This is a genomic window from Shewanella inventionis (assembly GCF_019931735.1).
GTDB classification, from domain to species: Bacteria; Pseudomonadota; Gammaproteobacteria; order Enterobacterales; family Shewanellaceae; genus Shewanella; species Shewanella inventionis.
The window spans coordinates 1,501,741-1,527,825 of sequence record NZ_CP082926.1 but is presented as its reverse complement, the minus strand read 5'-3'; the positions used below and the strand labels follow the sequence as shown (position 1 = coordinate 1,527,825).

General features: G+C 43.8%; 19 protein-coding genes and 1 CRISPR repeat array (1 of these 20 only partly in view). Of the genes, 15 read left to right on the top strand and 4 right to left on the bottom strand.

Translation table 11 applies throughout. The features are described from left to right. Positions 1–178 precede the first annotated feature (178 nt). The 3 genes from K8B83_RS06925 to K8B83_RS06915 are packed head-to-tail and all read left to right on the top strand — an operon-like array spanning position 179 to position 2,258. The gene (locus K8B83_RS06925) at positions 179–733 is read left to right on the top strand and encodes an RNA polymerase sigma factor (RefSeq protein WP_223420015.1); all 555 of its coding nucleotides are present in this window, start codon (positions 179–181) and stop codon (positions 731–733) included. Next, positions 730–1,326, top strand: coding sequence for a hypothetical protein (locus K8B83_RS06920; RefSeq protein ID WP_223419418.1), 597 nt, complete (start codon positions 730–732; stop codon positions 1,324–1,326). Before K8B83_RS06925 ends, K8B83_RS06920 begins: the two co-directional genes overlap by 4 nt. After that, positions 1,323–2,258 (top strand): DUF4097 family beta strand repeat-containing protein, encoded by a 936-nt coding sequence (locus K8B83_RS06915; RefSeq protein WP_223419416.1) that lies wholly within the window; start codon positions 1,323–1,325, stop codon positions 2,256–2,258. Before K8B83_RS06920 ends, K8B83_RS06915 begins: the two co-directional genes overlap by 4 nt. A 164-nt stretch (positions 2,259–2,422) precedes the next feature. Here the strand turns inward: K8B83_RS06915 and rsuA are convergent, their stop codons facing one another. Beyond that, on the bottom strand, positions 2,423–3,115 hold the full coding sequence (gene rsuA / locus K8B83_RS06910; RefSeq protein WP_223419415.1) for a 16S rRNA pseudouridine(516) synthase RsuA: 693 nt from the start codon (positions 3,113–3,115) through the stop codon (positions 2,423–2,425). A gap of 328 nt (positions 3,116–3,443) precedes the next feature. Between rsuA and K8B83_RS06905 the strand changes: the two genes are divergently transcribed. The 4 genes from K8B83_RS06905 to K8B83_RS06890 all read left to right on the top strand — a co-directional run bounded on the left by K8B83_RS06905 (position 3,444) and on the right by K8B83_RS06890 (position 7,611). Then, positions 3,444–5,531, top strand: coding sequence for a M13 family metallopeptidase (locus tag K8B83_RS06905; protein ID WP_223419413.1), 2,088 nt, complete (start codon positions 3,444–3,446; stop codon positions 5,529–5,531). A 219-nt stretch (positions 5,532–5,750) separates the two neighbouring features. Next, entirely contained in the window at positions 5,751–6,527 is a 777-nt protein-coding gene (locus tag K8B83_RS06900; RefSeq protein WP_223419412.1) for a nucleotidyltransferase family protein, read from the top strand. A 124-nt stretch (positions 6,528–6,651) separates the two neighbouring features. Then, on the top strand, positions 6,652–7,053 hold the full coding sequence (locus K8B83_RS06895; protein WP_188738433.1) for an SMI1/KNR4 family protein: 402 nt from the start codon (positions 6,652–6,654) through the stop codon (positions 7,051–7,053). Positions 7,054–7,107: 54 nt separating this feature from the next. Then, on the top strand, positions 7,108–7,611 hold the full coding sequence (locus K8B83_RS06890; RefSeq protein WP_188738435.1) for a DUF4447 family protein: 504 nt from the start codon (positions 7,108–7,110) through the stop codon (positions 7,609–7,611). A gap of 81 nt (positions 7,612–7,692) precedes the next feature. On the opposite strand, the gene K8B83_RS06885 is transcribed toward K8B83_RS06890, so the two are convergent. Both K8B83_RS06885 and K8B83_RS06880 read right to left on the bottom strand, forming a co-directional pair. Then, positions 7,693–9,174, bottom strand: coding sequence for a hypothetical protein (locus K8B83_RS06885; RefSeq protein WP_223419410.1), 1,482 nt, complete (start codon positions 9,172–9,174; stop codon positions 7,693–7,695). A 226-nt stretch (positions 9,175–9,400) separates the two neighbouring features. Continuing rightward, positions 9,401–11,965 carry a TonB-dependent receptor gene (locus K8B83_RS06880; protein WP_223419409.1) on the bottom strand — a complete coding sequence of 855 codons (2,565 nt, stop codon included), beginning with the start codon at positions 11,963–11,965 and terminating at the stop codon, positions 9,401–9,403. 234 nt (positions 11,966–12,199) lie between these two features. Here K8B83_RS06880 and K8B83_RS06875 point away from each other — a divergent pair, with 234 nt between their 5' ends. The 6 genes from K8B83_RS06875 (at position 12,200) to K8B83_RS06850 (ending at position 18,813) form a co-directional block, all read left to right on the top strand. After that, a complete protein-coding gene (locus K8B83_RS06875; protein ID WP_223419407.1) occupies positions 12,200–12,739 on the top strand; it encodes a PH domain-containing protein in 540 nt (179 codons plus the stop codon). Between the two features lie 16 nt (positions 12,740–12,755). Beyond that, the gene (locus tag K8B83_RS06870) at positions 12,756–14,015 is read left to right on the top strand and encodes an Nramp family divalent metal transporter (RefSeq protein ID WP_223419405.1); all 1,260 of its coding nucleotides are present in this window, start codon (positions 12,756–12,758) and stop codon (positions 14,013–14,015) included. 10 nt (positions 14,016–14,025) lie between these two features. After that, positions 14,026–15,069 (top strand): serine hydrolase domain-containing protein, encoded by a 1,044-nt coding sequence (locus K8B83_RS06865; RefSeq protein ID WP_223419403.1) that lies wholly within the window; start codon positions 14,026–14,028, stop codon positions 15,067–15,069. A gap of 84 nt (positions 15,070–15,153) precedes the next feature. Further along, positions 15,154–15,618 (top strand): YehS family protein, encoded by a 465-nt coding sequence (locus K8B83_RS06860; RefSeq protein ID WP_188738445.1) that lies wholly within the window; start codon positions 15,154–15,156, stop codon positions 15,616–15,618. A gap of 200 nt (positions 15,619–15,818) precedes the next feature. Further along, positions 15,819–16,940, top strand: a complete 1,122-nt coding sequence (locus tag K8B83_RS06855) for an ISAs1 family transposase (RefSeq protein WP_223418983.1) — start codon at positions 15,819–15,821, stop codon at positions 16,938–16,940. Positions 16,941–17,124: 184 nt separating this feature from the next. Continuing rightward, on the top strand, positions 17,125–18,813 hold the full coding sequence (locus K8B83_RS06850; RefSeq protein ID WP_188738447.1) for an NAD-dependent malic enzyme: 1,689 nt from the start codon (positions 17,125–17,127) through the stop codon (positions 18,811–18,813). Positions 18,814–18,892: 79 nt separating this feature from the next. On the opposite strand, the gene K8B83_RS06845 is transcribed toward K8B83_RS06850, so the two are convergent. Beyond that, positions 18,893–19,327, bottom strand: coding sequence for a DUF3069 domain-containing protein (locus tag K8B83_RS06845; RefSeq protein WP_223419402.1), 435 nt, complete (start codon positions 19,325–19,327; stop codon positions 18,893–18,895). A gap of 401 nt (positions 19,328–19,728) precedes the next feature. On the opposite strand from K8B83_RS06845, the gene K8B83_RS06840 reads away from it, so the two are divergent. Next, the gene (locus K8B83_RS06840) at positions 19,729–21,567 is read left to right on the top strand and encodes a tetratricopeptide repeat-containing diguanylate cyclase (RefSeq protein WP_223419400.1); all 1,839 of its coding nucleotides are present in this window, start codon (positions 19,729–19,731) and stop codon (positions 21,565–21,567) included. A 41-nt stretch (positions 21,568–21,608) separates the two neighbouring features. Next, positions 21,609–22,823: a tRNA epoxyqueuosine(34) reductase QueG gene (gene queG / locus K8B83_RS06835; protein ID WP_223419399.1), complete on the top strand. Its 1,215-nt coding sequence runs from the start codon at positions 21,609–21,611 to the stop codon at positions 22,821–22,823. Between the two features lie 39 nt (positions 22,824–22,862). Next, a CRISPR array of direct repeats spans positions 22,863–26,085; the repeat unit is 28 nt; unit sequence TTTCTGAGCTGCCTGTGCGGCAGTGAAC (it continues 4,126 nt past the right edge of the window).

Here is a 26,085-nt window from a genome sequence, read left to right as displayed (position 1 = left end):
CTATAAGCCTTAAATCACCATCTCTCCAAGGTTGTTCACGGTGTCAAAAAATTCTGGCATTCGCTATATATCCACACTGAAGAAAAAACTTTACCTCCATATAAACCTTTTACCGACTTGCACCTGTCAAATAACTACACAATCATAATCGACAGTTTGGAACATTAAGGATGCCGGTATCAATCAGCCAAATTCACAGCCAATAAATCACCTTGCGCAGCTAGACGACAATCAACTTGTCGCCATTGCAACCACCGGGTGTCAGCAGGCCTTTGAACAACTGTATCGCCGGCACCATCAGCGAGTGTACGCCATTTGTTTTCGGCTCAGTGGCCAATCCAGTTTGGCTGACGATATGACCCAGGCATGTTTTATTCGCTTATGGAAAAAGTTGGCGCAATTTAACGGCGATAGCCAATTTACCACCTGGCTGCATCGATTATGTGTTCGCCAGGCTATAAATGATCTCAAGGCACAACAATCGTTATGGCGACGCTTTTTACCTGCAGAAGATGTCGCCCATCAAGACGTGCCAAGCGTCGAGTTAACCGATCATCATTTGCTCGACAAATGTATCGCCAGATTACCGCAACGAACCCGCATTGTGTTTGTGTTATGTGCCATTGAAGGTTATCAACACAACGAAATAGCAGCACTGCTGAACATTGCCGTCGGCACCAGTAAGGCGCAATATCACAATGCCAAACATTTACTACAGGAGATGCTTGCATGAGCGCTAAAAAGCATGACCTAGACCATTTAATTGGCACGTTACCAGCTGAGATTGCGCCAACCACTGACTTATGGAATGGCATACAGCCACACTTAACGCCGCCACAAACGCATCATAACAGTGTCGTTCGCCCTCTATTAGCAACCGCTGCAACACTGGTAGTGTGCTCAATATTATGGTTAACGCAATGGCGCGACCATCCAGAACCAACTCAGGTGCAAACGGCAAATGTCAGCATGGCGACAACAGGCACTGCTGCTTCAATTGAAGTCGATAATCACTTAATAGACTTGATAAACCAAATTGCCCAAACCCATCAAAGCCAGCTAAATGGCTTTATAAGCAATCAATATACCGTGAGCTGGCAGTTATCAGCAGACCAAAATGAACATATTCAAACTGACATTGCCAAGGCGCTTGCAGAGCTAGAAAGTGCCTCAGTTCAAGTGCAAGCAGCCTTAATCCAACAGCCGACTAACCAACAGCTTTGGCAATTATGGCGCTGGATAATGCAGCGTCAAATCACCTTATTACAACAAGGGCAAAAATTGCCTTTTACCCACACACGCCCATCACAAGGAAATACCCTATGAGCAGCATTAAATACGCATGGTTAGCACCACTAATGGCCATAAGCGCTTTTACCATGGCAGCAGAGTCGGTCGACCAACAACAAGATATTGCAGCTAACCCCAACGTCAGTATCAAAGTACAACGTGGCAATGTGGCGTTTGTGAGTTGGGACAAAAACAGCATCCAAGTTAAAGGCGAACTTGATGAACTAAGCGAAGGCTTTATATTTGATGTAAAAGACAATTCAGTCGTGATTGAAGACAAGCTGCCGCGCAGTTATCAAGGCAATAATAAACAAGGCTCACAACTGACTATTTATTTACCCACACAGCTAAATTTAGACGCACAAGGCGTATCTGCCGACTTTGCCCTGTCTAAACTCGGCGGCCAAATCGCCATCGCATTAGTCAGCGGTAATATCGAGGCCAAACAACTGAGTGGCAGCAACAAGTTGACCACGGTATCGGGCAACATTAATAGCGAACAATTAAGCGGAAAAATCAATCTAGAAACCGTATCAGGGGATATAAACGACAACAAAAGCCAGGGAGAGGCAGAATTTAGACTAGTCAGTGGCGAATTAGAGACTCACAGCGACTTTACACAAGTGAGCATTGATCAGGTTTCTGGCGATATCGAGGCGACGCTAAAGCAATTAAACCAGATTAATCTGGTCACCATCAGTGGCGATGCAAATCTCAACCTCGGCACACAGCTCAGTAAAGGCAATCTCGAAACCATTAGCGGCAACGTAACAATGGCTTTTAACGCTGCTCCCAATATTCATTTTATGATAGACGGCGGCCCAGGCGGCAAAATTGACAATCAATTAACAGACGATAAACCGTTAAAACAAAAATACTCTTCAAGCCAAAGTTTACAATTTAAAAGCTTATCAGGAGACGGCCAGGTCAATATCAACACCATCAGCGGCCGCATTAGCGTGAAGTAATACCATTACATCCGTTGACTAATGCCATACAGTAAAATGCCCAGTGACATCGCTATCGCTGGGCATCGCTATCGTTAGGCATAATACATGACACTAATATCGCTGAGCAACGCTGTTACAGATTAAGATTAACCTTAACGAGAGTTCGCTTAACCAGGCTAGCATTACTTTACTGAATTCACTTCATCATCGGTTAAATAACGCCACTCACCTGGTGCTAAATCAGCATCTAATTCAATACTGCCTACCGCTTCACGGTGCAGGTTAATCACTTTATTGCCAACGGCAGCAAACATGCGTTTTACTTGGTGATACTTACCCTCACTAATGGTTAAACGCACCTGAGTCGGCGTAATAATATCAAGCAATGCAGGCTTAGTGAGTCCTTCTTCATTACGCAGTTCAATGCCGTTCGCAAACACCGAAATCAAACTGTTATCGATAGGATCGGCAAGCTCCACTAAATACCGTTTACCACAGTCTTTCTTGGGCGAAGTAATTTTATGCGACCATTGACCGTCACTGGTAATAAGCACCAAACCCGTGGTATCGGCATCAAGTCGCCCCGCAATATGTAATGTGTCGACTTTTTCAATGTCCATCAAACTTAATACCGATGGGTATTGCTCATCAATGGTTGAGCAAATGGTATCCACGGGTTTATTCATCATCACATAACGCTCACCCACAATGCTAATAGACTGCCCCTCTAAGCGCACATCCATATGTGGTGACACCTTAAAACCAGAATCTTTAACCACCTCGCCATCACAGGTTACATCACCACGATGCAGGGCTCTTTTGGCCAATGAACGGGTTAACTCGGTACTTTCACAGATAAATTTGTCTAAACGCACAATACACACTCACTTTTTGATAATGGCGCTATTATGCGACCTATTAAGGTTAAATAGAAATCAATCCACGCTTTTTTTGCCCTATACGTAATTTTTAGTTACACATCCCCTTACCATATCAGGCAAAAACGACCAAAAGTGCCTTGTTTTATAGGCAAGTAAGGCCGTAACATAGTCTTCACAAAAAATCGTCAGCGATGTAGGTGATAAAATCACCACAAAAAATGGTAAGCACAAATTCCCATTTTAAAGCTAACGACATAATAAAAATACAATATGCTCACACGCCTGAACCCGAGGCGCCTAAATTTAAAGCAAAGGAAACACAATGAAAAAATTAGTAATTGGAGGTTTATGTGCCTCGTTAATTGCAGGCCTAAGTGCTTGTAGTTATGACAAAGCCGTAGTCGCCCCAGCAGCAGACGTGGCCAAAACAGCTGCAGCCGTTGCCGTTGAAAAAGCGCTTACCTCAGGCATTACTTTTGACAACATCGACAAGTCAGTTCGCCCTCAAGACGACTTTTACATGTATGTAAACGGCGCATGGATGAAGAATGCTGAAATCCCAGGCGATCGCACTAACATTGGTGCATTTTATGACTTACGTGAACACGCTCGTGATGATGTTAAAGCCATTATCGAAGATTTAAGTGCAACCTCTGATTTAGCAGACGGCACTGATGAGCAAAAAGTGGCTGACTTATATCGCTCATTTATGGACGTTGAAACCTTAAATAAACTAGGTATTGCACCAATCCAGGCAGAGTTAGACAAAATTACTGCATTAAAAGACAAAAACGAATTAACCGCATTTTTTGGCGAAAACCAAGCCAACGGCGGCGGCACTCCATTAGCATTCTATGTTGAAGTCGATGCCAAAAATTCTAGCCGTTATGCCACGCACATCTGGCAATATGGTTTAAGCCTGCCTGAAAAAGACTACTATTTTAACCAAGAAGAGCGCTTTGTTAGCATACGTAAAGCCTACGTTGAACACATTGAAAAAATGTACAACCTAGCAGGTTTACCTAACGCTAAGGCTAATGCAGAAGCCATTCTTGCACTCGAAACCCAAATTGCTGAAAAGCATTGGGACGTAGTTGAAACCCGCGACAGCACCAAAACCTATAACCTATACCAGGTTAAAGACTTGCCTACATTGGCACCAGAGATTAACTGGGATGGCTATTTAGCAGCTGTGGGTGGTGATAAGCAAACAGATATCATTATTAACCAACCAAGCTATGTTCAAGGGTTAAGCGAAGTGATCAAGAACAACAGTCTTGATAGCTGGAAAAACTACCTAACCTGGATGACCTTAACTCACAACGCGAGCAACATGTCTGAAGCATTAGACAATGAAAACTTTGCCTTTTTCTCTAAAACCTTAAATGGTCAAGCAGAACAAGAGCCGCGTTGGAAGCGTGGTGTGAGCACAGTAAGTGACACCCTAGGCGAAGTAGTAGGTAAAGTGTACGTTAAGCGTCACTTTGCTCCAGAAGCAAAAGTTCGCATGGAGCAGTTAGTTGAAAATCTTCGTAGCGCTTATGGTTCAAGCATTGACTCACTCGACTGGATGAGCGCAGACACCAAAGTAGCTGCAAAAGACAAATTAGCTAAGTTTAACCCAAAAATTGGTTACCCAAACAAATGGGATGACTACAGCAAACTCAGCATTAAAGCAGATGATTTAGTGGGTAACGCTAAACGTGCAGCTATATTTGAGCACAACAAAAACCTCGCTAAATTGGGTCAACCAATTGATAAAGACGAGTGGCACATGACGCCACAAACCGTAAACGCTTACTACAACCCAACCATGAACGAAATCGTGTTCCCTGCTGCGATTTTACAACCGCCATTCTTTAACCTAGAAGCGGATGACGCAGTAAACTACGGTGGTATTGGTGCGGTGATCGGTCACGAAATGGGCCACGGTTTTGACGACCAAGGTGCTAAGTTTGACGGCGAAGGCAACTTACGTGACTGGTGGACAGAGTCTGATTTAAAAGCATTTGAATCAAAAGGCAAAGCCCTAATTGAACAATACAACGGCTACCAAGTATTTGACGATCTACACGTTAACGGAAGCCTAACATTAGGTGAAAACATTGGTGACTTATCAGGCGTAACCATCGCTTATAAAGCCTACAAAATGTCACTTAACGGAAAAGAAGCACCAGTAATTGATGGCTTAACTGGCGACCAACGTTTCTTTATGGGCTTTACTCAAATTTGGCGAGTAAAAATGAAAGAAGAAGCCATGCGTAACCGCGTAGCGACTGATCCGCACTCACCAGGCCACTTCCGTGCACTTGGCGCATTGTCAAATATGCCTGAGTTCTATACCACTTACGACGTGAAAGAAGGCGACAAAATGTACATCGCCCCAGAAAACCGCGTTAAAATCTGGTAATCAACCATGTAAAAGCTGACCTAGGTCACACTTACACACAACAAGGGCATCGTTTGATGCCCTTTTTTTATAACAAAATAAATTAAACCACTGATATATATGTACATACACCCATAATCGCTAACCATATCCTCGGTATAATTAAACCTTGTTCATTTAGCCCCTATTCAGCCAAAAAACGGTAAAGTGGTTCCACAGACATTACGCTGGAGCTATTCAATGAATAAGTTATTTCGTACTTTTTTTATCTTCTTAATTTTACTGTCTACCCGCGGCGCAATTGCTCAACCCAATGAGATTAAATATAACAAGCTCGACGAGCCCTCAGACTTCAGCCAAAAATCACACAATGACATTGAGCAATTAATTAACCTAAGCGAGCAAACCACCGGGCTTGCACAACAAGACACTCAAAACTTAGACAGCTTAATGGCACGGGCTCCAGCAGCCCAGCAAGAACTAATCGAACTGCTCACGCATATCAACCAAACCAGCTATACCTCTGCGATTATTCCTGCAACCAAAAGTTATGCTCGCGCAGCCCAAAAAGTGCAATTAAAGTTTAACGGCGATGCCAGCCTATTAACCGATATCGCACGTGCAAGTGTGGTCGCCAATGATGTCAATAGCTTACTAACCAGTTACCAACAATTGCGCAAATCGACCGATGTCGTGCAGTTAAAAAACCGTTTTGCTGAGCCAAAAACCTCAGGGTATCGCGACTTAAACGTGCTGGTAAAACTCCCAAAAAGCCAAATGGTGGTTGAGGTACAGTTTCATTTAAATGATATCGCCGAAATTAAAAGTGGCCCAGAGCACCAGGTATATGAGCAAATTCAAGCCATTGAACTACATGCCAAAACAGAGCAAAGAGCATTAAACGACATTGAACATGCCAGTATTGCTAAATTGCGCCAAGATTCACATAAGCAATATCATAAAGCCTGGTTGTACTATAAACGCCAAAGCGCTGCGCCATCGACTCAAGCAGCTTAACCACTCCCATGGCTTACCGTTTCCACCCTTTAGCGCTCATTGAGCGCTTTTTTTTATCCGAAAAAACTCAGTGTCTTCCACATCTGCTATACTCGCGCAAAAGAGCTTCCTGCCGGACATAGACATGAACGAAATTATTGATCAATTGCAAGAATTAAGCGAAACTGTACCCGTTCCGCTTGAGCTGCCCACATTTGAACAAATTGTTGAAGTTGAAGAACAAATTCTTATTGGCCTACCCAATGATTTAAAAGAATACCTGCTATATGCCAGTGACGTAATTTACGGCACCCTAGAGCCCGTCACCGTTGCCGATCCATACTCACACACCTACCTACCAGAGGTCACCAGTTATGCCTGGTCAATTGGTATGCCGCGCGACCAAATCGCCATTTGTCAGGTTGGCGAAAGTTTTTATTGCATCAATGAAGAAGGTGAAGTGCAGTTTTGGGAAGATGGCGACTTTAGCGAAGAAGGCTGGGAGTCACTGTGGGATTGGATAGAAGATGTTTGGCTAGAACAATAACCAAACGGCCACCACGCCAAAAACATACACAATATAATGAATACGAGAATAAACATGTCTAAAAATACTGGCCTGAACGCCATTGAAATGCAATATTTACGCTTATCTTTGGGCCTAACCACTGAGCAAGTTGCTAGCATCACAAGTACCACTCACCAAGACGTATTAGCATGGGAAGCCGGTGAAACAGACACGCCAGTACCTGTGCAAAAAAAGCTACTCGACATAGATGACATCATCGAAATGCAAGTACTCAACACCACAGACGGCATTGAAGAGCTGTTCAAAAAAGAGCCTAAACGCCGTTTAGCCTTTGTGGTATACCCAACTCAAGCGGTTTACACCCAGTATAATCCTGAGTTTTTAAGCACACTGCCATTAACAGAGCTCTATAGCACAGCAGCATGGCGCATTAAAAAAGAGTGTAAATTAGTACTTGAGGTTGACGTAAGTTTAGTGGCACTTGATGCCGAAGCCTATAAAGCTTACCGCGCAGACAACGGCATGAGCGAGAGTCGTGAAAGCCGTGCAAAATGGGCTGCAACTCAATTAGTGTAACGTTTAGCTACGCCATAAAATAAAAAAGGAAACCATAGGTTTTCCTTTTTTATTGGCCGCTAAATATTGGATGTAATCCGCTTAATGTAATCCAAAGGTCTCACGTAAAATACCTGCTATTTCAATAGCATCTGCAGGTTCTCCCCAAGCATTACCATCAACCGAATTATTGCCTGCACTACCATCTACATTGACATCAAAAAACACAGGGATACAGCTAGGTTGTATATCAATACTGCCTAAATGTGCGCCCCAATCTTCTATATCTAATAGGATTATGACAATCTGTTGCATCACACTTTGCGCACCTTGTTGATGCAATACAACAAACATATCTTGGCAAGGTTCACACCAAGGTGCTGATAAACAAATCAATGGTATTCTGCCTAACGCTAAAGCATTGTTAGCTTGTTCTGCCACGCTATTTTTCAACGATGTTTTACTTACCTCAAGAGGAATAATCATCACGCCAGATTGAGCAGTATCTTGTTTTAAAATTGGGTAATCTGTCGGAAATTCACTAATTAATCCCTTCTCAGTCGCCATCGCTTTGGCTTCATCAAGCGACTTTTTCACCGCTGCGGCATAATCATCGGCTATGTGCCGAATAGCTTGTCCATTCATCGATAGCCGCTTAAATAACCCGAGCGTATTGTCGACATCTTCATCAGCTACGACAAAACCGAAATAGGTATCGCCATTTTCAATCAAAATAAATGATCGCCCAAATTGGCTCAGCCATAAATCAAATCCAGACAAGGCATGCAAACAGGCAGAGTCGGCCAGCAAATCATCTTTACCGCGGTCATCATCAATGAACTCGCCTAAATCTAACGTTTTTGCAATAGCCTTGGCTTGCCATAACACTTCATTATGATCGCGCACATCTACTTGTAACCATACCCACTGCTTTTGGCCATTTAACTGCGCATCTAATGATGACAACACATCATGAAAAGCATCCTCAACGCCATGCTCAACTAACTTAGGCTGAATTTTGGCCCAAAGCTGCTGACGTAACATTAACGGTAGTGGTGCAGCAATCAGTTCGAATAAACACTTGCTGTCATCAATAAGCTGAGAGTTACCCCTGCCGATAACTTGATCGCGATAACGCTGCCAAGCAGTAAACGAGGTAGATAAGTAATCGTATAGCATGACTTTATTTTCAAGAACGCAACGCGGTGAATGATAATCACTAGGAAGGTGTTCAACGTCTGCTTGAGACAGCACAAAGATAATTGGGTGTTCATCTTCATTATTTGATGTTTTAACATCACCTTGTACATCAATCAGCACTAATTGCCATTGTTGTTGTAGCTCAAATAAGTAATCGGTTAACCCTTTAGTCAGCTGAAAAACAGTAACATCAATACTCGACACGTTTTCGTCGGCCGCGATGCTAAATAAAGCACGACCGCCGTCTTCATGCTGATAGTCAAAACGCCTTGCTTCAACGATATTAATATTTTCATGCGCCGACAGCATACTGGCTAACTCGTCACCATTGCGATAATCAACTTGATGATGTTTAAAGGCAAATAGATACAAACTAAAACTCATTGCACGACTCCTCCATGATTAAGCTCAAGACCATGTTCTACAAGTTTGACTGTGGAAAATAATGTGTCACTTGAACTCACAATCATACTCGCCTGAAGTTAAGTGCTGCACAAGTAATACCACTGCAAATGATGGTGTTATTTTTAATTCAACAGATTAAAACCAATAAAAAAGCCACATTCACTTATCGTGTAATGTGGCTGATATTTATCTTATAACGCAGTCATTAGAAGTTCATAGAGACTTTAGTATAAATGAAACGTCCTAGTGGGTTATGTACGCCCATTGCGTAACCGTAAAGGTCGGCATCACCATCGCCAATAGCAAATGATGGGTCTTCATCAAACACGTTGTTAACACCCACAGTCAACTTAACCATGTCACTAAAGCGATACGAACCAGACATATCCACTAACAATTGCGAGTCAACGGTACGAGTTTGGTTGTAGTCTTCAAACTCACCAATGTAACTTAGGTTTAGGTTGGCGGCAAAGTCATCCATCATCCAGTTAGTTGTTGCTAACCAACGGTGCTCTGGGTACTCATACTCGCCAGTGTAATCAATCGTTGTGCCATCGACTTCTTTTTCGAAGCTGATTAAATAGCTGTACTCTAAACCAAACTTAACATCGCCATAGCTATTTAACTCAAGGCCATAATGAGTTGATAAATCAAGGCCTTGAACCTCTTGCGAACCAATGTTAACAAAGCCTGAGTTGATTACATCAATCGTACCAAAGGTTTCACCAGCTTGTGGAGCATTACGCACACAAACAGTACTGTTTTGGTCACCACAGTGCTCATCATAAATATCTTGGTTTTGCAGTGAGTCAATTTTGTTATCTTGAACAATATTGAATAAATCAAACCCAATATCAAATTGCTGACTTGGTGCCCAAATCATACCCACGTTCCAAGTTTCAGACTCTTCAGCCTCAAGATCGGGGTTTCCTGCAAAGATAAAGTTGTAATCTAATAACTCACAATCAACGTTGTCAGCGGCACAGCGATAGCTATCAACTAAAAAATCACTCTTTTCAGATGGGCCTAAACCGATTTGCGCAAGTGAAGGAGCACGGAATCCAGTTGACCAAGAACCACGAGCGGTTAATTCGTCACTAATACCCCATTGGAAAGCAATTTTAGGGTTAGTAGTTGAGCCAAAGTCACTGTAACTGTCGTAACGGCCAGCAAGTTGTAACTCAAAGTTATCAGCAACAGGGATAGATAACTCAACATAAGCTGCATGTTGATCGCGTGAACCAAACGCCGAAATGGCCTCAGTACCAAAAATCAAACCACGTTGGAACTGCTCATCCGGAATATCGCTAACGCTTTCTTCACGGTATTCAGCACCAGCGGCCATCATAATATCGCGATCGCCAATAGAAAATGCATGACCAGAAATGCTGGCATCATAAGAGGTAATGTTCGACTCACCTTGTCTAACTAGGCTGGTTGTAATACGGTCAATCACATCTTGTGAGTTAATGGTGCCGCCAAATGGGTTGTAGTTACCAGCATCAATCTCAGCTTGTAGGTAATCTGTTCTTACCCAACCTTGCGAACGGTCACCTGTTTGGGTTGATTCGCTGCGGCCACGTTGAGCTGACACTTCCCAGTCCCAATCGTTTACCACACCGCGAAGACCAGCAACAATACGCATAGTATCTGACTCAATATCCCAACGACGTGCGCCAGCATCTACCGTACGATAACGGCCAATATCAATATCTTGTCCAAATGGGTTATCTGGGTGGGTACCTGGAACGGTTAAACCGGCATCTTCATCTAACGGCGTTGGTGCACCGCCCGCTTCAGAGGTGTTGTGCTGTACCGACAACTCTAAAAATGCCGTTAAATCTTCACCCAACATATAATCAAATTGACCAATAGCTCCAACACGCTCAGCCGTTGGGATGGTTAAATTGTATGGGCCGTAATCAAACAAACAACTACCACTTGCCGTTGCGCTGTCGGCTGGGCAATCAGGGTCAATGGTTTTTACGCCATTTACATAGAAATACCCAGGGAATCCGCGTGATGAACGGTAATCTTCACCACCATAAGGTGATTGATTAGCAGTACCAAAACGGCCCATGTCTTCGGCAGACAAAGTACCGTTAGTAAAATAATCTAAAATAACTGATGCACTACCTTTATCAGCTTTTACGCCCCATACAAGGCTTGCTGTGGTTTCGTCATAACCTGTGCCGCTGTCATCGCCGTAGCCTAGGTTAACTTCAAGACCCTCAATGTCTTTTTTCAATACAATGTTAACCACACCGGCAATAGCGTCAGAACCATAAATAGCTGATGCGCCATCTTTTAAAATATCGATACGCTCAATGGCAGACACTGGAATATTGTTAATATCAACAAACGAGTTTGAAATACCTTCAGCAAAGGCACTTGCACCAACTCGGCGACCATTAATTAATACCAATGTCGCATCAGGCCCTAAGCCACGTAAACTGATAGACGCGCCACCGTTTGCGGTAGAGTCTTGGCTGTTACCACGAGTAGAAAATGCGCCAGAGCCGTTAGCTGGCATGCGCTCAAGTAATTGCTGTAGGTTGTCAAAGCCCATGTTAGCAATGTCTTCTTTGTTTAACGATTGTACTGGCGAAGGGCCTTCAATATCAGTCCGTTTGATACGAGATCCCGTCACTTCGATACGTTCAACTTTTGCCTGTGCTTCATCAGCAGCTTGTGCAACAAGTGAAATAGGGGCTAAAGAAAGTGAAACAGCGATAGCGCAAGCGCTGCGTAATAGGTTAGGTTTTTTCATGATCATCCTTAACGTTAATTTATTGTTTTATATCCATGACTACTGCAAACTGCGGTATCTAAATTACCGCATACGACTTTGTTGGATTTTTTATTTGCATACTCAAGTTAAGTTATATTTTAACAATGTCAACACATTGTCAAAACAAGGCCGTAATGTAAATGTAACCAAATACTTAATCAAGAATATTTAAGTAAAAAAAGTGAATTTTAATTCTTACCTCAAGAAGGCTTTATGGCAGACGAACAGCAAGTTAGTGCACACTTTCATGCAAACCTAGGCCTATACTGGCTGGTGTCTGGTGCAGTGTTTTTTACCGTCAGTATTGTTGGCATTCCCTTGTTATTATTGTGGTTTCCTTTGGGTTTATGGGCAGTCAGACGGTATATTGCCAACATGAGCGCCGAATTAACCGAACAAAAACTCATTGTGCGCAAAGGATTATTAACCCGAACTGAAAACACCATACCTTTGGATAAAATCACCGACATGGCGCTGATTCAAGGCCCTTTAATGCGCTTATTTGGCATACACAAGTTAACCGTTGAAACCGCAGGGCAATCTGGTCATGGTGCATTAATTAATCTGGTAGGTGTATTTGATGTGCAGGCATTTAGAGAGCGGGTGTTATATCAAAAATCATTATTAAACCAGCGCAAAGAAAACGTTTCGCAGCCACCCGCTTTAGAGGCTTTATTAGTGGAAAATCTACAACAAATAAACGCCACGCTATTGCGAATAGAACAAGCATTAACCTCTAACCAAAAACAATAAGCATTTGCTATTTATCATGAATCACAACAAAAACTCCATTTCATTTTTTGCACAAATGCAGAGTCTTTTGCAAGCAACCGGCCCTGGTATTTTAATGGCAGCAGCCGCCATTGGGGCATCACATCTAGTCGCATCGACACGTGCAGGGGCTGAGTTTGGCTGGCAATTAGCCTGGCTAATATTGTTGGTCAACATTCTAAAATATCCCTTTTTTGCCGCAGGCGCTCGCTATACCGCCGCAACAGGGGAAAGCTTACTCCAGGGTTACCAAAAACAAGGCCGAGGGTATTTAATGCTGTTTACTGGGTTAAACATCATAGCCGCTATCGCCAGCACAGCAGGGGTATGCATGCTCACGGCCGCCATGCTAACTCAGTTTATTCCGCTCTCAATTGATGTATTAGCCCTAATCGTATTGCTGAGCTCACTGGCGTTACTGATATTTGGCCATTACAAACTGCTCGATAAACTCACAAAAGTGATTATGCTTGCCCTCACGCTCACCACACTCATCGCCGTTGCATTAGCATTTAATCACCAAACCGGCTTTGCTACGCCATCGGTCAGTGAATCCCCCTGGCAATGGGCTTATGTCGGTTTTTTAGTGGCAATGATGGGCTGGATGCCAGCCCCAATTGAAGTCAGTGCCTGGAACTCCTTATGGCTCGTTGAAAAACGCAAAAGCCAAACCGTAACAGCAAAACAGGCAATTTTCGACTTCAACCTAGGGTATGTCACCACCGCAATATTGGCGATTGTGTTTTTAGCCCTGGGCGCATTAGTAATGCACGGCAGTGGTGAGCGCTTCTCAGATTCTGGGGCGGTATTTGCCTCACAACTCATCACCCTCTATAGCCAGGTGATGGGCAGCGAAACCCGCTACTTGATTGGAATTGTGGCGTTTTTATGTATTTTTAGCACCACAGTCACTGTTATCGATGGCTACAGCCGCACCCTAGATATGGGCTGGGAATTATTAACTAGCAGCCATTCACAACGCAGTTACTTAACCCCTATCATGCTAACGGTAAGCACATTAGCATTATTGCTGATTTTATTTTTTAAAGGCGCGTTACTGCCACTGCTTGAGTTTGTGATGATCCTAGCCTTTATGACCACAGTGATTTTTGCCTGGTTAAACTTCCGCTTAATGGTGAGTGATAACCTCCCAAAACAACATCGCTACGGCTCAGCAATGGTGGCACTATCCTGGCTTGGCCTAGTGTATTTAGTCGGTTTTGCCTTACTGTTTATTTATTGGTATTTAACAAAGTGATGTTTTTAAAATGATGGTTATAAACCGCGTCAAACAAAGGTTAAAGCAAGCTGCGGTATTACTCAGCCTAAACCTGTTACCTTTATCTGCCTTGGGGTTAACCCTAACTAATGCCGATGTGCAAACAATAGTCGATCAGGGCTCAAGACCCTTTACAGGCAATATATTAATCCGCGACAGCCAGCAAACTTATGTCGACTTAGCCAAAGGAGAAGGCATTCACGCAGACAGCCGCTTTCTCATTGGCTCCATCTCTAAAACCATTACTGCCACGTTAGTTATGCGCGCGGTTGATCAACAAAAATTATCATTAAGCGATAACATTAGCGATCACCTTAATATCACCACCAAACAACCAATCACTGTCGCGCAATTACTTAATCACACCTCAGGCATACTCCCGCCAACATCTACGGAGCAACATGCACAAATGCAATTTACACCGGGCAGCCAGTTTAGTTACTCAAATTACGGCTACAAACTGCTTGGCGATATACTGAGCCAGCGCTATCAAATGCCCTACTCTGACCTGGTAAACCAATTTGCTAAGCAATATCAGCTCGATATAAGCGCTGACGTAGGTGAAATCACTGAACTATATGCAAAGCAGCCACGACTCGTGCCCGGATTGATGGAGCAGCAACAGCAACAAGTGCTGTTAGATGAGCTCACCATAGATAATGGCTTAATTGCTTTTGGCGCCATGCAGGCCACTAGCCAAGGGATTGCTGCATTTATTTCAGGCTTACCCCAGTTTTTATCTTCTGCCAGCATAAAAGCAATGACATCACCTAATGCCAAAAGGCCATATCGATGGGGCGAACTTGGTTACGGGTATGGTTTACAAATTAGCCAGAATGCAGGCCTGGTTGAATACAGCCATACAGGTTACCTGCCCGGCTACATTAGCCTGATGCTCTACTACCCACAAACGCAATTAAGCGTCGTGATTTTAGAAAACACCTCATGGGACCTAAACAACATGGAGCGCGTATTTGGTTTGCATGACAAAATCCGCCTGGCCATAAGAAATCAATTAAAAACTGACGAATAATCTGACGCTTCGCACATAACTCGTTATAATAGTCATTCGTCACTTGACCTAAACCAAACATGCGCAGCCGCGCCAGAGAACCTTATGATTAACAATGATATTCTTCGCCGTATTCGTTTTGTGTTTGACTACTCAAACGCCAAAATGATTAACATTTTCAGCCAAGCTAATACCGAAATCACCTCAGATCAAATTATTGCCTTACTGAAAAAAGAGGACGAAGAAGGTTATCAAGCGTGTAATGACAAATTAATGTGTCAATTTTTAGATGGATTGATTATCAATAATCGTGGTCTAAAACCCGGTACTGAAGTGCCAGCACCATTAAAGCAATTAACCAATAACTTAATATTTAAAAAATTACGCGTTGCCCTAGAAATGCGTGAAGAAGACATCATAGCCACCTTAGCCCTAGCCGATTTTGCCATGTCAAAATCTGAGCTTGGCGCACTATTTCGTAACCCTGACCACAAAAACTATAAAACCTGCGGCGATCAAGTGTTACGTAATTTTGTAAAAGGGTTATCGATTAAACATCGTGGTAAGTAATATACAGTAACCTTATTATATTAATGCGTAGCTTAGGCTGCGCATTTTTGTTTCTGATATTTGTCACTCATATTTGTCCCTAGGGATATGCATCAGGGTGAGATCGCGAACGTTTTTTAAACAAAATACGCTATCGATTAAATCTTATTTGACCTAATACAGCGTTCGTGATCTTATACTCTCTTTTCAGGAGTATAAGCATGTATATCGAAGCCTTCACAAGCCACTTTAGTAACATCATCGACCAGCGCCAAACGGCCAAGGTGACATATCCTTTAGAGGATATCTTATTTGTGAGCTTATGTGCCGTCATCGCAGGCGCTGAGGGTTGGGCAGATATACATTGTTATGCTGATGGTCATCTAGCGTGGTTTCAAAAGCACGGTTACTTAAAGGAAGGTGTACCTGCTGATGATACGATTGCTCGAATTATTTCTCGTATTGACCCAGATGAGTTTAGTGCATGTTTCATGCAATGGATGCAAGCCGTCCATAGTGCAAGTGATGGCCAACTTATTGCGATAGATGGAAAAACGTTAAAGCGTTCTTATCATCGTAATGACCGTTTATCAACGATACACATGGTCAACGCATTTGCTTGCGAAAATAAGTTAGTGCTGGGTCAGTTAAAGACCAGTGACAAATCTAACGAAATCACCGCCATTCCTGATTTGCTGCAACTCTTAGATATAAGAGAAAAACTTGTTTCCATCGATGCAATGGGATGTCAGAAGTCAATCGCCGCACAAATAGTTAAGCAAGATGGTGATTATCTACTTGCTGTAAAATCGAATCAAAAATCATTGCATGACGCGATAATGTCGGCTTTTTCCTCAGTCCGCAAAGCCCCTTTATCACCGCTAGCTATCGAGAACAAACACGGTAGAGTTGAAGCGCGAGCTTATCATGTACTTAGTGCAAATGAGCTTGAAGGTGACTTTAGTGAATGGCAGGGTTTACATTCAATTGGCATGGCGATGAGCTATAGACATTGCAATGGTAAGGGGGCATTAACCTATCGATACTATATAAGTTCGGCAGAATTACCAGAGCAGAAATTTGCAGATGCAGTGCGCTCTCACTGGTTTATCGAAAACAGTTTACACTGGGTTTTGGATGCTTCAATGGGTGAAGACCATTGCCAGATTTATCAAAATCATGCAGCAGAGAATTGGTCATTATTACGCAAACTATCGTTAAATATGCTCCGCTCAGAATCATCTAAAGGAAGTATCCCGATGAAACAAAAACGAGCATGGATGAAACCTGAGTATTTAGAAGAAGTGTTAAGGGCAGGATTTACCAGTTTGCTTGAAATTTAATCACTCATGCGGTCGCCCTGGGATATGCATTCAAACAACACACTTGAGTCAACTGAATAAAAGTACAAGATAAAAAAGGTGATTTTAGTCACTTAACAGACCACAAAAAATACCAGACGTGATAATCTATAATGATAAATATTTTAATAACGATCAAATACGATCTCACACATTAAGGTTCCCCATGGACGATAATAAACGCCCCCTATATCTTCCTTTCGCTGGCCCTGCGATCCTTGAATCACCACTGCTTAACAAAGGCACTGCATTTAGTGAAGAAGAACGCATTTACTTTAACCTCGAAGGCCTATTGCCTTGGGTGATTGAAACCATCGACGAGCAAGCATCACGCGCTTACGATCAATTCAAAAGTTTCAACAACGACCTTGATAAGCATATTTATTTACGCAACATCCAGGACACCAACGAAACCTTATTTTACCGTTTACTGCGTAATCACATCAGCGAAATGATGCCGATTATCTACACCCCAACAGTAGGCTTAGCCTGTGAGCGTTTCTCTAAAAACTATCGCCGTAACCGTGGGTTATTTATTTCTTACCCAAACAAAGACCGCATTGACGACATTTTAAATAACTCTACTCGTCATAAAGTGAAGGTGATTGTTGTTACCGACGGCGAGCGTATTTTAGGCCTTGGCGATCAGGGTATTGGCGGCATGGGGATCCCCATTGGTAAATTATCGCTTTATACCAGCTGTGGTGGTATCAGCCCTGCATACTGTTTAGCTGTTACCCTAGACGTGGGCACAGATAACCCGCACTTACTCGAAGACCCAATGTACATGGGCTGGCGCCACCAGCGTATTGGTGGCGACGAATACGCAGAATTTGTTGAAGAATTTATGCAAGCGGTGAATCGTCGCTGGCCAGATGCGTTAATCCAATTTGAAGATTTTGCACAAAAAAATGCCATGCCATTGCTTGAGCGTTACAAAGATCAATATTGCAGCTTTAATGACGATATTCAGGGCACTGCAGCCGTTACCGTTGGGTCATTGCTAGCCGCTTGTAAAGCCGCTAACAGCAAATTAAGCCAGCAGCGAGTCACCTTTTTAGGTGCCGGCAGTGCCGGTTGTGGTATAGCCGAAGCCATCGTGGCGCAAATGGTTGCAGAGGGTATTAGCGACGAACAAGCTCGCTCGCAAGTCTTTATGGTAGACCGTTGGGGCTTACTACTGGACAACATGCCTAACTTATTGCCATTTCAGCAAAAGTTAGCTCAGCAAAGCAAACGCGTAAACACTTGGGACAACTACAGCGATAACATTTCATTACTCGATGTTGTCAACAATGCCAAACCAACCGTATTAATTGGCGTGTCTGGTGCACCTGGGCTGTTTACCGAAGAAATCATTCGTGCCATGCACAGCCACTGTGAACGCCCGATTGTGTTTCCATTATCAAACCCAACAAGCCGTGTTGAAGCCACACCAAAAGACATTTTGCACTGGACATCTGGCCAAGCATTAGTGGCAACAGGTAGCCCATTTGAGCCCGTTGTGGTTAATGGTCAAACCTATGAAATTGCCCAATGTAATAACAGCTTTATTTTCCCGGGTATTGGTTTAGGCGTACTCTCATGTGGCGCCAAACGCGTGTCAGATGAAATGCTTATGGCGTCTAGCCAGGCATTATCAGAATGCTCGCCATTGGGTAAAAGTGGTACCGGCTCGTTACTGCCAAAACTTGAAGATATTCAAGAAGTCAGCAAATACATTGCCTTTGCAGTAGCCCGAACCGCCATTGACCAAGGGTTAGCACTGCCATGTACCGATGAGCTGCTAAAACAATCGATAGAGGCCAACTTCTGGGAACCAGAATATCGCCGCTATAGACGCACCTCGTTTTAATTAATATTAAGCGCCTTAAAACAAAAAATCCCAGCTAGGCTGGGATTTTTTATGTTTGCTTACAATGGTTAAGTAAACATTAAGCCGACATTACCTGCTTAAAACTGTTAAACATTGAGCGATCTGTACGGGCTTTTTTAAGCTTACGAATGCACTCTTTAAGCGACTGCTCAGCTAAACGGCCAAATACGCCATCGTATTCATTGTTTTGCATTTCTTCTTCAGAATCGGCACTGTCTGCAATTTCTTGCGCAACGCGGCTAAGTTGCATCCACGCATTGGCAATATAAAAACCATGAAACTCAGCTTTAGTCATTAACTTTTGTGCACTACCTGGTAAAGCATCCCAAGCTTGAGCAAACACATTGGCATTGTCTGCTACCAACTCATTAAATAAGCCTTCGTAAGCCTCTAATAGTGTTTCAGGTAATTTGTCCATGGGTAACACTTTATTAGCCACATTATATGAAATTTGCTTTGCTACTTTTTCATATTCTTGATCAACTTTGCTCATGATACTCTCTCTACTTTAGCAATAATTTACATGATGTTTGGCCAACGCTCAGGCGCTTGTCTGCCAACTCTGCAAGGCTAGGTGAATAAAGCCAAGTGTATATACCCAAACAACCTGAATACGCAAAACCTCGTATCGTCAAGTTGATTGGGTATACAAACCAACATCACAAAGGCGTCTTTATACCCGGGTGTTAAACCGAATGCAAACATGCTTTAGCGTCACAATGACTGCCCAGCTAAGGTGTAACAAAAAATCAACATCCATGGTTGCATAGCATTGTTTGTATACAAGACATTTGTTTAAAAAAACGCTAATCTAAACAATAATAATTAAAATGAGACTCAGTCGCTTTGTTTAAATCAATATTCTCAACAATCATTTATTGCCTAATAGTGCTGTTGTTAATAACAATAACTGGCAAAGCAAATGCCACCCCTAGCGACAACCCGCGGGCGGATGAAATTTATCGATTGTTTGACAGTGGTGAATTTTTACCCGAAGAAAGAGTAAACAAGCTACTAGCAGAGTATAAAAATACATTAGCTGCCAACGATTCAATTAGGCAACAATTACACATTAGATTAACTTGCTGGAACTTACCCGCAGACACCCCAGAGCAACTCAACGCAGCGGTAGATTATGCCAATGAGTACCTCAAGATTTACAGCCAACCTAGCCCATCACTCATTCAGGTAGACTTACAATATTGCAAAGCGTGGCACTTGCATTACCTTAACAAAAACAATGTGCTTTTTGACGATTTAAACACCGCTATCGAAAATGCCTATTTACTAGAAGACCCACGCCTAATTGCCGATGGCCGCAGTATTCGAGGCACCATTTTATCTTATAAAGGGCACTTTTCTGCCGCACTAGAAGATCTCATCACAGCACAAAATCTGTATGACACACTCAATACCCCTTATTGGGCCAACGTCAACTTAGGCGAGCTGGCTAACACTTACCGACGCTTTGGCGATGCAAAAACAGCGCTAAAATACCAATTAAAAATTGAACAGTACTACCGTAAAAATAAGCAATTCTTTGCCGCTATACAAATTAATACCGACATTGCTTATTCACTTGAAGAGCTCGGCCAATATCAGCAAGCCATTGACAGATTTAAACAAAGTCATGCATTTTGGCTTAACGAAAAAGAACCCGCAGCCGCGGCAAACATGTCTGTAAACATTGGCGGTAACTTAATTAAATTACGTCGCTTTACACAAGCACAAAAACAACTCGAACAAGCCGAAAAGCTCATCACATCAAACAATAATGGCAGTTACGGCTACTTAAATTTATATCTGGCTGAAGTTCATCATCAACTTGGTCAGCACAAAATCGCGTTAACATACACCCAAAAAGCACAAAGCGCATTTAGAGAAAGCGAAAACACTCGGGGCCTTAATCAAGCCTTAATGCTAACAAGCACAATCTATGAAGCGTTAGCGCAATGGTCCGATGCATACTACTCGTTATCTGCGTATGTTAACTCACACCTAGCACTCGACAAACAATCCATTTCAGATCGCAACGCAGAAATGCAAACTCGATTTGACACAAACAAAATACAATCAGAAAACGAATGGTTAGTACAACGAGACAAAGACAAAGAGCAGCAACTACAAATACTGCAACGCAATGAACAAATGCAAATTATTATTATTGTTCTCGTGGCCATTATTTTAGCCATTGTATCGGTATTTGCATACAGACAAGTTATGCGAAAACAACAATTTAAAGCTTTAGCATTAACCGACGAACTAACCAACCTATCAAACCGTCGCGACACCTACACACAAGGCCAGCGCTTTTTAAAAACGGCCAAACAGTCTGGTAAACCCTTTTCTATCATTTCATTTGATGCAGACCACTTTAAAAAAGTGAATGACAATTTAGGCCACGAAATCGGCGACAAAGTACTCATCAAATTAGCCTCAATTTGCTCAAGTATGATGCGCGAAACCGATGTGGTAGGCCGAGTAGGCGGCGAAGAGTTTTTAATTTTGCTTCCTAATATCGACAAGCAACAGGCAATCGACATCGCGACTCGTTTAATTGACACCATCGCCAATTATGATTGGTGCCAAATTTCGCCTAACTTAGTGCAAACCGTCAGTGCCGGAGTGGCAAGCTACAGTAACGAAACAGAATTATCCCCCTTATTACTCAAAGCCGATAAAGCGCTCTACTCAGCCAAAGCTGCTGGCAGAAACTGTGTCAAAGCCGAGTAAAACGCGTATAATTTGCGGCGAGTTTACTAAATGACAACACCATGACAGCCACAACCCCAGCACCAAACACCGCAGCTACGACTATAACAACTGAGCCATGCCCATTAACACAGGCCCAGCTTGATGCACTTAGCAGACAAATAAAACACTGGGGAAAAGCGCTTGGCTTTGCTCATATCGGCGTGGCCGATATTGACTTAAGCCAACACGAAGCTGATTTACAAAGCTGGTTAAACAAAGGCTATCACGGCGAAATGAATTACATGGCCAGCCATGGGATGATGCGAGCAAGACCTCACGAACTCCACCCAGGCACCTTAAGAGTCATTTGTGCCCGAATGGATTACCTGCCACCAGATGCAGGTTTTGCCTGTAACTTAACCGACCCCAACCTAGCCTACATCTCGCGATATGCTGGCGGTCGCGATTACCATAAAATGATCCGCCAACGGCTCAAAAAGCTTGGCGATCAAATCACCGAACACTGTAAAACCTTAGGGTTTAATGACACAGACTTTAGGCCATTTGTCGACTCAGCCCCCGTACTAGAGCGGCCATTAGCCGACAAAGCAGGCATAGGCTGGACAGGTAAACACTCGCTGATTTTACATCCAGATGCAGGCAGCTGGTTTTTTTTAGGTGAGTTACTCGTAAACTTGCCACTGCCTTTAGACATCCCAATCAAAGAAGGCTGCAACACCTGTGTAGCCTGCATAAAATCGTGCCCAACCAATGCCATAGTCGAGCCTTACGTGGTCGACGCGCGCCGCTGTATATCGTATTTAACCATCGAACTACAAGGCGCCATTCCTGAAGAATTTAGGCCGTTAATAGGCAACCGCATATACGGCTGCGACGACTGCCAACTCGTTTGCCCGGTTAACAGCCAGGCACCAGTAACAGCCGAAACCGACTTTCATACCCGCCCAGCACTGATCCAGCCAGAACTCATCACGTTATTTAACTGGTCAGAAGCGCTTTTTTTGCGCCAAACCGAAGGCAGCGCCATTAGGCGAATAGGCCACAAACGCTGGCTACGCAATATCGCCATAGCATTAGGCAATGCCCCAGCAAACCCAAATATCATCAACGCACTCGAGCAACGTAAACACAGCGACGAAGTCGACGACATGGTACTCGAACATATCGACTGGGCCATAACCCAACAAAAGCAAAAAGCGCCACAAGAAGCACTTTCACGCAAAACCCAACGGGTTATAAGAGCAATACAAAAAGGCCTACCAAGAGATGCATAATGTGTTAAAACTCAAGAATCTTTTTGAGTAAAATTTAATTTTTTAGGCTGCCTATGCGGCAGTGAACGATATTGCATTGGGCGATTACGTGCCTTTTCGTTTCTGAGCTGCCTGTGCGGCAGTGAACAGTTCTTACTTAAAGAGGGTTTCATAATGGAATTTCTGAGCTGCCTGTGCGGCAGTGAACCATAATCATTTCCTCAAATTCCCAGTCCCTCTTTTCTGAGCTGCCTGTGCGGCAGTGAACTTTGAGTTCTAGCCCTAAATCCTGGTTATTGATTTCTGAGCTGCCTGTGCGGCAGTGAACGTTACCAAGCCAGCAGTATGGATAGTCAACGATTTCTGAGCTGCCTGTGCGGCAGTGAACTATGGCGTACCGCGCATGGTGCGTGACGAACATTTCTGAGCTGCCTGTGCGGCAGTGAACCATGAGCCGATGGAAGTATAAGCAATTAATAATTTCTGAGCTGCCTGTGCGGCAGTGAACCTGTATCTTCACCCGTCACACTTCGCATTAAATTTCTGAGCTGCCTGTGCGGCAGTGAACCTCTGTAACCGCTTGCAGACTTTAGTGCTTGATTTCTGAGCTGCCTGTGCGGCAGTGAACTAAATCGTGCAGAAATAATAGATGATGTAACTTTTCTGAGCTGCCTGTGCGGCAGTGAACTGGATGTGCTTGATGTAATCACTGGCCCGATTTTTCTGAGCTGCCTGTGCGGCAGTGAACTCGACATAGTCAGTTAATTCGGTGTTGCTTACTTTCTGAGCTGCCTGTGCGGCAGTGAACCTTCTATTTCTGACAAAGTTACAGAATTAGAATTTCTGAGCTGCCTGTGCGGCAGTGAACATATAAATGCCGTCGTCGGTGATTTGTGACCATTTCTGAGCTGCCTGTGCGGCAGTGAACAGGATCAGTCGGTGGCTGACTAATAAACACATTTTCTGAGCTGCCTGTGCGGCAGTGAACAGACTTTGCAGCAGTATGGGCCAAAATAGACATTTCTGAGCTGCCTGTGCGGCAGTGAACGGTGAGGTGATCCCTATGCGCCGCGCTTACCATTTCTGAGCTGCCTGTGCGGCAGTGAACCAAAAAGCCACGTGCCAGATACGAATGATAGTTTTCTGAGCTGCCTGTGCGGCAGTGAACAGTCTCCCCAAATCCGCATAATACTTGCGAATTTTCTGAGCTGCCTGTGCGGCAGTGAACTTGAAGTCGGGTGTTATTGGGTTATTAGTGAGATTTCTGAGCTGCCTGTGCGGCAGTGAACTGAAAATTAGCATCGGATTTAAATAGCTAAAATTTCTGAGCTGCCTGTGCGGCAGTGAACGAGGTTGCGTATTGATTTCATTTTTATCTCCATTTCTGAGCTGCCTGTGCGGCAGTGAACTGGATTTGCGCGACCAGCTTCACACTCTACGATTTCTGAGCTGCCTGTGCGGCAGTGAACTCTCGCAAACGTCTTGCGCACTTGCGAATTGCTTTCTGAGCTGCCTGTGCGGCAGTGAACCACAAGAAGCAGACCAAGGCGAGCTACTTAAATTTCTGAGCTGCCTGTGCGGCAGTGAACGCATATTTCAAAAACCCCTAGAATACCCAAAATTTCTGAGCTGCCTGTGCGGCAGTGAACAATGAGCGCGATAAGGTTTACCCGCTTTTTGTTTTCTGAGCTGCCTGTGCGGCAGTGAACGTTGCTCGACTTTATGGAGCTGATGATGTTCATTTCTGAGCTGCCTGTGCGGCAGTGAACGGTAATGTCACCGCCAACCGCCCCGCCAATATTTTCTGAGCTGCCTGTGCGGCAGTGAACTCCTATTGAGCATGAACAAGGCTTCCCATTGCTTTCTGAGCTGCCTGTGCGGCAGTGAACTACTTGATATTGCCTTCACGCAACCGGTTGATTTTCTGAGCTGCCTGTGCGGCAGTGAACGCAATGGTCGGCCTGTTGATTTGGCTCTTTCTTTTCTGAGCTGCCTGTGCGGCAGTGAACTACCCTCATTCCACCAATCTTCCTGCTCCTGATTTCTGAGCTGCCTGTGCGGCAGTGAACATCGGATTGCATGGTCGCAAATTTTGAGAGAATTTCTGAGCTGCCTGTGCGGCAGTGAACTTACAACAGATGTATTACCATCACTTGCTCGATTTCTGAGCTGCCTGTGCGGCAGTGAACTCATAAGTAAAATATGAGTACAACACTTGACTTTTCTGAGCTGCCTGTGCGGCAGTGAACTTGTCTATCTCGTTAAATGTCAGACTAGCAACTTTCTGAGCTGCCTGTGCGGCAGTGAACTTAAATTCGCGGTTTGACTGCGATAACGAATTTTTCTGAGCTGCCTGTGCGGCAGTGAACCCTGCTGAACGAACGGTAGCGGGTTTGAATAATTTCTGAGCTGCCTGTGCGGCAGTGAACTGTTTGTATGGGTCGTAACCGTCTAGCATTGCTTTCTGAGCTGCCTGTGCGGCAGTGAACACTGAATTTGTTAGTGAGCATTCAACATTTGCTTTCTGAGCTGCCTGTGCGGCAGTGAACTTGCATTTAGTTGTTATTTCATTCGATAATAATTTCTGAGCTGCCTGTGCGGCAGTGAACCATAAGTCGTTGTTCATCACTCACCAACCTTATTTCTGAGCTGCCTGTGCGGCAGTGAACATAATCGTTTTAATGATAAACTAGCACTCTACTTTCTGAGCTGCCTGTGCGGCAGTGAACATAACGGATTCTCTCTGTTAATTTCATAATCATTTCTGAGCTGCCTGTGCGGCAGTGAACAATCCATGAGATCGCCTATATACTCGTTTTCTTTTCTGAGCTGCCTGTGCGGCAGTGAACTAAAGCCAATCGAGTTTGCATAATCGCTATCATTTCTGAGCTGCCTGTGCGGCAGTGAACGCCACCCTGTTTTCGCTGTGCAAGAAGTGCTTTTTCTGAGCTGCCTGTGCGGCAGTGAACATATTTCCACACAAGTAACCGTTCTTGCTGATTTTCTGAGCTGCCTGTGCGGCAGTGAACCATCTAAAGCAATTTAGGGACGCTATACCAGATTTCTGAGCTGCCTGTGCGGCAGTGAACCAGACACCTTTATAGCCTTCTATCTTTTTAGCTTTCTGAGCTGCCTGTGCGGCAGTGAACTTGAAATTCGAGCTGTTCTCAGCATTATCAACTTTCTGAGCTGCCTGTGCGGCAGTGAACCGGTAAACCGATTTTTAGCGGGAAAACAATCATTTCTGAGCTGCCTGTGCGGCAGTGAACCAACTCATTACTCG

Bases quoted from the DNA above. Each gene is read 5' to 3' on its own strand.
- K8B83_RS06855 (WP_223418983.1), top strand. From the start codon at position 15,819: ATGTATATCGAAGCCTTCACAAGCCACTTTAGTAACATCATCGACCAG.
- K8B83_RS06890 (WP_188738435.1), top strand. From the start codon at position 7,108: ATGTCTAAAAATACTGGCCTGAACGCCATTGAAATGCAATATTTACGC.
- K8B83_RS06850 (WP_188738447.1), top strand. From the start codon at position 17,125: ATGGACGATAATAAACGCCCCCTATATCTTCCTTTCGCTGGCCCTGCG.
- K8B83_RS06860 (WP_188738445.1), top strand. From the start codon at position 15,154: ATGATTAACAATGATATTCTTCGCCGTATTCGTTTTGTGTTTGACTAC.
- K8B83_RS06905 (WP_223419413.1), top strand. From the start codon at position 3,444: ATGAAAAAATTAGTAATTGGAGGTTTATGTGCCTCGTTAATTGCAGGC.
- K8B83_RS06915 (WP_223419416.1), top strand. From the start codon at position 1,323: ATGAGCAGCATTAAATACGCATGGTTAGCACCACTAATGGCCATAAGC.
- K8B83_RS06920 (WP_223419418.1), top strand. From the start codon at position 730: ATGAGCGCTAAAAAGCATGACCTAGACCATTTAATTGGCACGTTACCA.
- K8B83_RS06895 (WP_188738433.1), top strand. From the start codon at position 6,652: ATGAACGAAATTATTGATCAATTGCAAGAATTAAGCGAAACTGTACCC.
- K8B83_RS06880 (WP_223419409.1), bottom strand. From the start codon at position 11,965: ATGAAAAAACCTAACCTATTACGCAGCGCTTGCGCTATCGCTGTTTCA.
- K8B83_RS06870 (WP_223419405.1), top strand. From the start codon at position 12,756: ATGAATCACAACAAAAACTCCATTTCATTTTTTGCACAAATGCAGAGT.
- K8B83_RS06875 (WP_223419407.1), top strand. From the start codon at position 12,200: ATGGCAGACGAACAGCAAGTTAGTGCACACTTTCATGCAAACCTAGGC.
- K8B83_RS06845 (WP_223419402.1), bottom strand. From the start codon at position 19,327: ATGAGCAAAGTTGATCAAGAATATGAAAAAGTAGCAAAGCAAATTTCA.
- queG (WP_223419399.1), top strand. From the start codon at position 21,609: ATGACAGCCACAACCCCAGCACCAAACACCGCAGCTACGACTATAACA.
- K8B83_RS06865 (WP_223419403.1), top strand. From the start codon at position 14,026: ATGATGGTTATAAACCGCGTCAAACAAAGGTTAAAGCAAGCTGCGGTA.
- K8B83_RS06885 (WP_223419410.1), bottom strand. From the start codon at position 9,174: ATGAGTTTTAGTTTGTATCTATTTGCCTTTAAACATCATCAAGTTGAT.
- K8B83_RS06900 (WP_223419412.1), top strand. From the start codon at position 5,751: ATGAATAAGTTATTTCGTACTTTTTTTATCTTCTTAATTTTACTGTCT.